The sequence below is a fragment of the Rhodococcus sp. BS-15 genome (assembly GCF_000813105.1).
Taxonomy (GTDB): domain Bacteria; phylum Actinomycetota; class Actinomycetes; order Mycobacteriales; family Mycobacteriaceae; genus Rhodococcoides.
This window is the reverse complement of the sequence record NZ_BAOX01000225.1, coordinates 1-8005: the sequence shown is the minus strand read 5'-3', so window position 1 is coordinate 8005 and position 8005 is coordinate 1. Positions and strand designations below refer to the sequence as shown.

Here is an 8005-nt window from a genome sequence, read left to right as displayed (position 1 = left end):
ACCACGCAGCACCGCGTCGGCGTCGGCGGCGAGCGCGGGGCGGGCGACCCTCCCTGCACCCAGATCGTCCCGAGAGTCGTCGGGCTGCCGGATATCCGACGGATTCCGACGGCGAGGCGTCGACGAATTCCCAGTTCGGTATCGGCCGGCACGTCGATCACGTCGTCGGTGCGGCGGAGTCGATCGAACACGCCTCGCTCGTGCAGTCTGCGCAGGTAGTCGGCCGGCCCTTCGCGTCCGAGGATCGACAGGGTCCGCAGTTCGTCGGCCGCGTCGTCGGATGCCGAATACGCCAACACATGTGAGCGCTCGTCCTCGATACTCACCATGCCCTTCGACAGTGACGCCACCGTCTGCGCGAGTTCGTAGAGGTCGGTGTCGGCTCCGAACAATCCGTCGTCCGGGCCCTGGGCGCGAACCTGATCCAGAACTCCCCGCATCATCGACAGCAGCAGCTCCCACCGTGTCTGCTGGTGCACCGCAACCAATGCGATACCTGTCTCCCGCGCACCGTGGGACAGCGCAGTCGAGCCGGCAACTTTGGTCAGCACCGCGAGCGGTCGGTCTGCGACCGGGCGCAACGCGAGATCGTCGAACCACCGCACCACATCGGCCTCGGTCACGCCCACCAGCAGCGTCAGATCGGAGGACGTTCCCGGAGGCAGCCGCAGGTCGTCGGCATCGAGCAACGCGACGGACTCGACTGCCATCTCCGTTCCGGCCGGCGCCAGGACCAGTTCGACGACGGCGCTGTGCAGCGAGGTCAGCATCGAACGCAGCGACACCGTGTTGGCCATACGGACAAGTAGATCACGAATTCTTTGGCCGACGGGCTGATTGAACGAGCTGCGGATGGGACTTCAATGAGCAGCACACACCGAATACGAGGAGCAGCCATGGACGCCGTCACATCCGTCCCCACCCCCACCAACGAGCCGGTCAACACCTACGCCCCGGGTAGCCCGGAACGGGCCCGCTTGCGCAGCCGTCTGGGCGAGCTCCGGAGTTCCCCGGTGGAGATCCGTCAGGTCATCGGCGGCGTTCACCGACAGGCCGACGGCCCGGTCGAGAACGTCGTCGAACCGCACAAGCACTCGTCGATCATCGGCAGCTTCACCGGTGCCACCCACCAGGACGTGCGCGACGCCATCGACGCCGCAACGGCAGCAGCCCCCGCGTGGCGCGATCTCCCCTTCGACGAGCGCGCCGCGGTGTTCCTGCGGGCCGCCGATCTACTGTCCGGTCCGTGGCGCGAAAGAATCGCTGCTGCAACGATGCTCGGCCAGTCCAAGTCGGCATACCAGGCGGAGATCGATGCACCCTGCGAGCTGATCGACTTCTGGCGGTTCAACGTCGCGTTCGCTCGGCAGATTCTCGCCGAGCAGCCGGTCTCGGCACCGGGAGTGTGGAATCGCGTCGAATACCGTCCGCTCGAGGGCTTCGTCTACGCCATCACCCCCTTCAACTTCACCGCCATCGCAGGCAACCTCCCCACCGCACCTGCGCTGATGGGCAACACCGTGCTGTGGAAGCCCTCGCCCACCCAGGCAGTGGCCGCGTATCTGACACTCCAGTTGCTCGAAGCTGCAGGTCTGCCACCGGGGGTGATCAACCTGGTTCTCGGCGACGGGCCGATGGTATCCGAAGTGGCCCTTGCCGATCCGCGTCTGGCCGGGATCCATTTCACCGGGTCCACGGCGACATTCCAGACGCTGTGGCGCGAGGTGGGCAACAACATCTCGAACTACAACTCGTATCCACGGCTCGTGGGCGAGACCGGCGGCAAGGACTTCATCGTCGCGCACAGCTCCGCCGATCCGGATGTGCTGACCACCGCCATGATTCGCGGCGCGTTCGACTTCCAGGGACAGAAGTGCTCGGCAGCGTCCCGGGCCTTCGTACCGAAATCGCTGTGGGCTTCGATGGGCGACACGTTCATCGAGCAGGTCTCGGCGCTGAAGTACGGTGACGTGACCGACCTGGCCAACTACGGCGGAGCCGTCATCGACCGAAAGGCGTTCGACCGCAACGCAGCTGCTCTCGATCGAGCGAAGTCCGTCTCGAGCCTGACCATCGCCGCCGGTGGTACCTGCGACGACTCGGAGGGGTACTTCGTCGCCCCCACCGTCCTTCTCGGCGACGATCCCACCGACGAGGCCTTCACCACCGAGTACTTCGGCCCCATCCTTGCCGTGCACGTGTACGACGACGCCAAGCCCGACGCCTATGCCGAAACGCTGCGCACCGTCGACTCCGGATCGAAGTACGCATTGACCGGAGCGGTCATCGCCACCGATCGCACCGCCGTCGAACAAGCCCATGCGGCATTGCGATTCGCCGCCGGGAACTTCTACGTCAACGACAAACCGACCGGCGCAGTGGTGGGACAGCAACCGTTCGGCGGAGCCCGCGCCTCGGGCACCAACGACAAGGCGGGATCGCCGCAGAACCTGCTGCGATGGTCCTCGGCCCGCACCGTGAAGGAAACGTTCGTCCCGCCGACCACTCACGGCTACCCGCATCAGGAAGGTGAGGGCACGCGATGACCACTCTGCTGAGCAACCCGCTGCGGCCGGCACTGCTGGCGGCCGCACGTTCGCCGAAACTGCAGGCGACGGTGACACGTCTACGCGCCACCCGGTCCCTCGTCGACCGCTTCGTTGCTGGCGAATCCGAGCCCGCTGCCGTCAGCGCAGTCGACGCCCTGCTGGCGTCGGGCCGGTTCGTCTCGGTGGACTACCTCGGTGAGGACACCACCGACCGAAGCCAGGCGAGAGCAACCGTGGACGCATACCTCTCACTGATACAACGCTTTTCGACGCGAGATGCCGATGCAACCGCACTGGAGATATCGCTCAAGCTGTCCGCGCTCGGCCAGGGAATCGACCGAAGTCTGGCGCTGGAGAACGCACGAACGATCTGCACTGCCGCCGCCGCGGCCGGGGTGTGGGTGACGGTGGACGCCGAGGACCACACCACCACCGATTCGACCCTGTCGATCGTCCGCGAACTGCGCGCGGACTTCCCCGATCTGGGCACCGTGTTGCAGGCGTACCTGCGGCGCACCGAGGCCGACTGCCACGACCTGTCCGGGCCGAGATCTCGTATCCGACTGTGCAAAGGTGCGTACAACGAACCGTCGTCGGTGGCGTTCCAGAGTGCACGGGAGGTCTCCGACTCCTATCTCCGGTGCCTGCAGGTCCTGATGAACGGCCGCGGCTACCCCATGGTGGCCTCGCACGACCCGGAGATGATCGAGGCGGCGGACAGGTTGGCGTCGGCTGCAGGACGGTCGTCCGAGGAGTTCGAGTTCCAGATGCTGTACGGAATCCGCGATCCCGAACAGCGGCGACTCGTGGGCGCCGGGCGCAACGTACGCGTGTACGTCCCGTACGGATCGCAGTGGTACGGCTACTTCATGCGCAGACTGGCCGAGCGTCCGGCGAACCTGATGTTCTTCGCGCGATCGGTGCTCTCGCGCACGTAGCGGGTGCACCGCCCCACCCGGTCGCCGCAAACGCGCGCGCGTTTGCCAGGTGCGCGCAGTATCGCGTCGTATCCGAGGCGATTTCGCGCGCATCCGACGAATGCGCGCGCGTTTGCGGATCCCAGGAGTCGGCCACCGCGTTCCACCGTGGATTAGGTTCTGCGACATCGGGGCACCCTATCTGCATGGCAAATTACAGAGTTATCGATCCGCACGGAACCGTCGCCGCGACCAAGGACATTTCCAGTTCCGAGGACGCGCACGCCTGGTTCAAGGACAGCCGCGCCGACAACGAGGAGTTGGGGTGGCGACTCGAGGTCGAGCACGACGGCGAGTGGGCGTTCTTCAGCGACTCCGAGGGAACCAAAGACTAGTTCGGTTGCACCGCAGGGGTTTCGGACGGCTCCGCAGGTCGGCTCAGCCGAGTGCGGGGCCGTCCGCTCTTACCCGAGGTAGTGAACGAACAGTGGGCAGCCCCTGTACTGGAGCTGCCCACCTCTTGTCGCGGCGATGATCGCCGGAGTATTACTGGTCGTTCGAAGGACGAGCCGTCGGAATCGTGGACTCGAGGTCGGCGACCTGGATCAGACGTGAGACCGAGCGTCCTGCGACGATCGACCATGATGCACCGATGCCTGCCGTGTACTCACGGACTGCATCGAAGACGGTGAGACCTGCGATGCCGAAGAATTCGACATCGGACAGGTCGAGGGTGACATGCCGTTTGCTGGACACGCGGCTGCAGACGAAATCGGAGAACATCGGCGCGCTGCGCATGTCGATGTCGCCGTGGACGGCGACGACGAGCGAGCCGTCGGGGCCGTCGTGCGCGGTGAAGATTGCTCCGGTTGCTGCGACGGACACGGACTTCTCCGCGACCGTCACCGGGGTGGTTCGAACTTTGTTGCCTGAAGATTCAACACTCATGGCAGATCCCATCGATCGGTCGAACTGAGGGGGAAACCGATTGACGCAGCGGGAGCAGAATGTTGCCTGACCCGGACGCCGACTTCGCTGCGTTTCCCCGTGACCGGCTGTTAGCTCAACCGCGGCCAACCTTACGGCAACTGCACGCTCGGAGTCCAGCATCGGCTCGAGCAGGCCGCCCACCAGCGTTTCGAACACTGAACCCAGGTGCGCCCCTACGCTCGACCGCTGTTTCCCAGGTCGGCGTGGTGTTCTCGCATGGCTCCGATGAGCGCTTCGAACACCCGATGCGCGGCGGCGAGATCGGCATCGGGAAGGTCCGCCAACGCGGTGCTCGTGCGCCTGCCGAGGGGCCCGAAGAACCCGCGAGCGACCTCCATCCCGTGCTCGTCGTATCGCAGAATGACCTTGCGTCGATCGGATGCGTCGGATTCGCGGCGGATGTGACCGGAGGTGATCATGCGCTCGACGAGGTAGGTCATCGCCGCGGACGACAGCCCCAGCATCGTGCCCAGCTCCCCCGCCGTCAGCGGCGCACCCTCGACGTCGGCAACCATGACGTGAAGAAGCGCACGAAAGTCGTTGGGCCGCAGGCTGTGCAGAGCACCGAACACTTGGCCGATCTGTTCGGAGACCGACGACATCGCCCGTAGATCCGCAGCAATCGCGGATTCGAGGTGGTTTCGGTCGGCCATGTCGGTGGTAACTCCTTCGCTGCGGTCATCGTCAGACTACTGCCCGCAAGAGATTCAGTTGCTTAATATCTAAGTAAATGAGATTGTTTGACCGTGGACAGCACTCGAACCGAGAACAAGACCGTCTGGGACCGCGTCGCGGCTGCGGCCACCGGGCGCAGATCCGGCGCCCTGGCGGCAGCGATCTTCATCCTCGCGGTCGCCGTGATGGGGTTGGTGGGCAGCAACGATTCCGCCGACCAATCGCCCAACTCGTTGCCGACGTCGGCCGAGTCCTACCAGGTGGACGAGCTTCTCTCCCAGTTCCCCGACTCCGACACCGCACCCGTGATTCTGGTTCTGAGCCGCGCCGACGGTGGCGACCTGACACCGGCCGATATCGATGACGCAGCTGCCGCACAGAGCAGGCTGCTCGCCGTCGATCGCTCGGTGCCGGACGAGCCCGGCCCGCCCCCGATCGTCGCACCCGACGGCAAAGCTGCGATTGCGCTGGTCCAGGTCGATTCCGAGTTGTCGGGCTTCACGCTCAACGAACTCATCACCGAACTGCGGTCCGCTGCAACCGACGGCCTCTCGCCCGATCTGACTGCTCAGGTCACCGGCGGACCCGCGTTCGGTGCCGACATCGCGAACTCCTTCTCCGGTGCCAACATCACGCTTCTGGCCGTCACTGCACTGGTAGTCGCCGTCCTCCTCATCGTCACCTACCGATCACCGATCCTGTGGTTGGTGCCCTTGGCCGTCATCGGTTTCGCCGACCGATTCGCCACCACCGTCGGCACCGTGCTCGCCCAGGCCACCGGCCTCTCCTTCGACGGTTCGACCTCCGGAATCACCAGCGTCCTGGTGTTCGGTGCAGGCACGAACTACGCACTGCTGCTCATCTCTCGATACCGCGAGGAGCTGCGTCGCGAGTCCGATCATCGCCTCGCCCTGCACCGCGCCGTTCGCCAGGCCGGCCCCGCCATCCTCGCCAGCAACGCAACCGTCGTACTGGCTCTGCTGACCTTGCTCCTGGCGATGCTGCCGAGCACCCGCAGCCTGGGGGCGCTGGCCGCGGCCGGACTCGTCGTCGCAGCAGTGTTCGTCCTGTTCGTACTGCCGCCCCTGCTGGCACTGTGCGGCCCGAAGCTGTTCTGGCCGTTCGTTCCCAAGGAATCGGACCGGGACACCACCACGGAAGGCGTGTGGCACTCGATCGCCGCAGGCGTTGCCCGACGCCCCGTGGCGACCGCCTCGGTCACGATCGTCGCGCTACTGGCCTGCTGCGCCGCACTGTTCGGGACCCAGATCGGACTCTCGCAAACCGAGCAGTTCCGCGTCACCGCCGAGTCCGTCGAAGGCTTCGACACTCTCTCCCAACACTTCCCGGCCGGGTCCGCCGATCCGATGACGGTCCTCGCTCCCACCGCTGACATCGACAGCGTCATCGGCACCGCTCAGGGCATCGACGGAGTCGTCTCGGTCGATCGCGTCGCAGATTCCGATACCGGGCTCACCCGCTTGTCGGTCGTCACCGATGCGGCCCCCGCATCCGACGAGTCGTTCGCCGTCGTCGAGGACCTCCGCGCCGCACTCACCGGCGTGGACCGCGCAGCGCCCGAGGGTCGTTCCGCAGGCTCCACTCCTGTGGTAGGCGGCAGCGACGCCAAGGCACTCGACACCACCGACGCAGCGGCCCGCGATCGCCTCGTGGTCATTCCCGCGATCCTCGCGGTCGTGCTCGCCGTGCTTCTGGTGCTGCTGCGCGCCCTCGTCGCACCCGTGATCCTGGTTGCCACAACGGTATTGAGCGCAGTGGCCGCGATCGGGATCGGCAGCTGGGTGAGCCTGCACGTCTTCGGATTCCCCGCCCTCGACGACAACACTCCGCTGTTCGCGTTCCTGTTCCTGGTCGCTCTCGGCGTGGACTACACCATCTTCCTGGTCACTCGCACCCGCGAGGAGACGCCTGAGCACGGCACAAGGTCTGCCATCGTGCGGGCCGTGTCGGCCACCGGAGGTGTCATCACGAGCGCGGGAATCGTTCTGGCAGCCGTCTTCTGCGTGCTCGGCGTCCTACCGCTGATCACCCTGACCCAACTCGGCATCATCGTCGGACTCGGTATTCTGCTCGATACCTTCGTGGTACGTACCGTCGTGATTCCCGCCCTGTTCACCCTCATCGGCCCGGGGATCTGGTGGCCGAACAGGATCGACTCGAGCAAGAACACAACACAAGGAGCGAATTCATGAAGATCCGCAACGCATTCGGCCGAACCGCACTTGTCGGTGCCCTCGCCGCAGGCGCGCTGCTGACCGCGGCCCCGGCTCAGGCTCAGCCGGTCGGGCCCCTGGGATCGGTCGGACTCGAGCCACTGGCTCCGATCCCGTCACTCGATGTCGAGCGCTACCTGGCACCTGGAACCAGGTTGCCGCGGTGCCGCAGCCGTTCAACCTGATCTGTGCCCGCGACACCCAGGCGAACTACCAGATGATCGACGAGTCCAACATTCGCGTCGAGAACACCTGCACCACCTGGACCGGTGGCGAGAACCGCATCGTCGGCAACGCTCGGGTCAACGACACCGTCACCAATGCCCAACTGCACGTGAGCTTCCCGGGAGTGCCCACCCAGGAGAGCCTCGACGGGCCGACCAACTACATCGTGGCCTACATCGCCGACGACTACTCGTGGGCGTTCGTGGGAAGCCCCAACCGCACGTCCGGGTTCGTGCTCAAGCGCACGCCCGACGTCAGCGTCGAGCAGTTCCGTGAGATCCGCAGCGTCGTCGAATCGCTGGGCTACGACTCGAACCTCGTCACCACGACGCCCACCCCGGGCGGCGCGACGACGATTCAGCAGCTCTCGACGGTATAATGCCTGCGGCAGTGGCGTGGTTATGTGCCGCAGAGG

At 65.7% G+C, this 8005-nt stretch carries 6 protein-coding genes and 2 pseudogenes; 5 read left to right on the top strand and 3 right to left on the bottom strand.

Going from position 1 to position 8005, the window contains the following annotated elements:
• Positions 1-797, bottom strand: a pseudogene (locus RHBS_RS20415) (PucR family transcriptional regulator); the annotation flags it as partial.
• 99 nt (positions 798-896) lie between these two features.
• Here RHBS_RS20415 and pruA point away from each other — a divergent pair.
• From pruA to RHBS_RS20400, 3 genes are all read left to right on the top strand, one after another.
• On the top strand, positions 897-2546 hold the full coding sequence (gene pruA, locus RHBS_RS20410) for an L-glutamate gamma-semialdehyde dehydrogenase (RefSeq protein ID WP_121870855.1): 1650 nt from the start codon (positions 897-899) through the stop codon (positions 2544-2546).
• Positions 2543-3487 (top strand): proline dehydrogenase family protein, encoded by a 945-nt coding sequence (locus RHBS_RS20405; RefSeq protein ID WP_121870856.1) that lies wholly within the window; start codon positions 2543-2545, stop codon positions 3485-3487. The genes pruA and RHBS_RS20405 overlap by 4 nt, the downstream gene beginning before the upstream one ends.
• Positions 3488-3672: 185 nt before the next feature.
• On the top strand, positions 3673-3861 hold the full coding sequence (locus tag RHBS_RS20400) for a hypothetical protein (protein ID WP_121870857.1): 189 nt from the start codon (positions 3673-3675) through the stop codon (positions 3859-3861).
• A gap of 151 nt (positions 3862-4012) precedes the next feature.
• On the opposite strand, the gene RHBS_RS20395 is transcribed toward RHBS_RS20400, so the two are convergent.
• Both RHBS_RS20395 and RHBS_RS20390 read right to left on the bottom strand, forming a co-directional pair.
• A complete protein-coding gene (locus RHBS_RS20395) occupies positions 4013-4414 on the bottom strand; it encodes an STAS domain-containing protein (protein ID WP_121870858.1) in 402 nt (133 codons plus the stop codon).
• Positions 4415-4629: 215 nt separating this feature from the next.
• Positions 4630-5109, bottom strand: coding sequence for a MarR family winged helix-turn-helix transcriptional regulator (locus RHBS_RS20390; protein ID WP_121870859.1), 480 nt, complete (start codon positions 5107-5109; stop codon positions 4630-4632).
• Between the two features lie 207 nt (positions 5110-5316).
• On the opposite strand from RHBS_RS20390, the gene RHBS_RS20385 reads away from it, so the two are divergent.
• On the top strand, positions 5317-7344 hold the full coding sequence (locus RHBS_RS20385) for an MMPL family transporter (protein WP_183130434.1): 2028 nt from the start codon (positions 5317-5319) through the stop codon (positions 7342-7344).
• Positions 7341-7969: pseudogene (locus tag RHBS_RS20380) on the top strand (lipocalin family protein). Before RHBS_RS20385 ends, RHBS_RS20380 begins: the two are co-directional and overlap by 4 nt.
• The last annotated feature ends 36 nt before the right edge of the window (positions 7970-8005 follow it).

Bases quoted from the DNA above. Each gene is read 5' to 3' on its own strand.
- pruA (WP_121870855.1), top strand. From the start codon at position 897: ATGGACGCCGTCACATCCGTCCCCACCCCCACCAACGAGCCGGTCAAC.
- RHBS_RS20405 (WP_121870856.1), top strand. From the start codon at position 2,543: ATGACCACTCTGCTGAGCAACCCGCTGCGGCCGGCACTGCTGGCGGCC.
- RHBS_RS20400 (WP_121870857.1), top strand. From the start codon at position 3,673: ATGGCAAATTACAGAGTTATCGATCCGCACGGAACCGTCGCCGCGACC.
- RHBS_RS20395 (WP_121870858.1), bottom strand. From the start codon at position 4,414: ATGAGTGTTGAATCTTCAGGCAACAAAGTTCGAACCACCCCGGTGACG.
- RHBS_RS20390 (WP_121870859.1), bottom strand. From the start codon at position 5,109: ATGGCCGACCGAAACCACCTCGAATCCGCGATTGCTGCGGATCTACGG.
- RHBS_RS20385 (WP_183130434.1), top strand. From the start codon at position 5,317: ATGGGGTTGGTGGGCAGCAACGATTCCGCCGACCAATCGCCCAACTCG.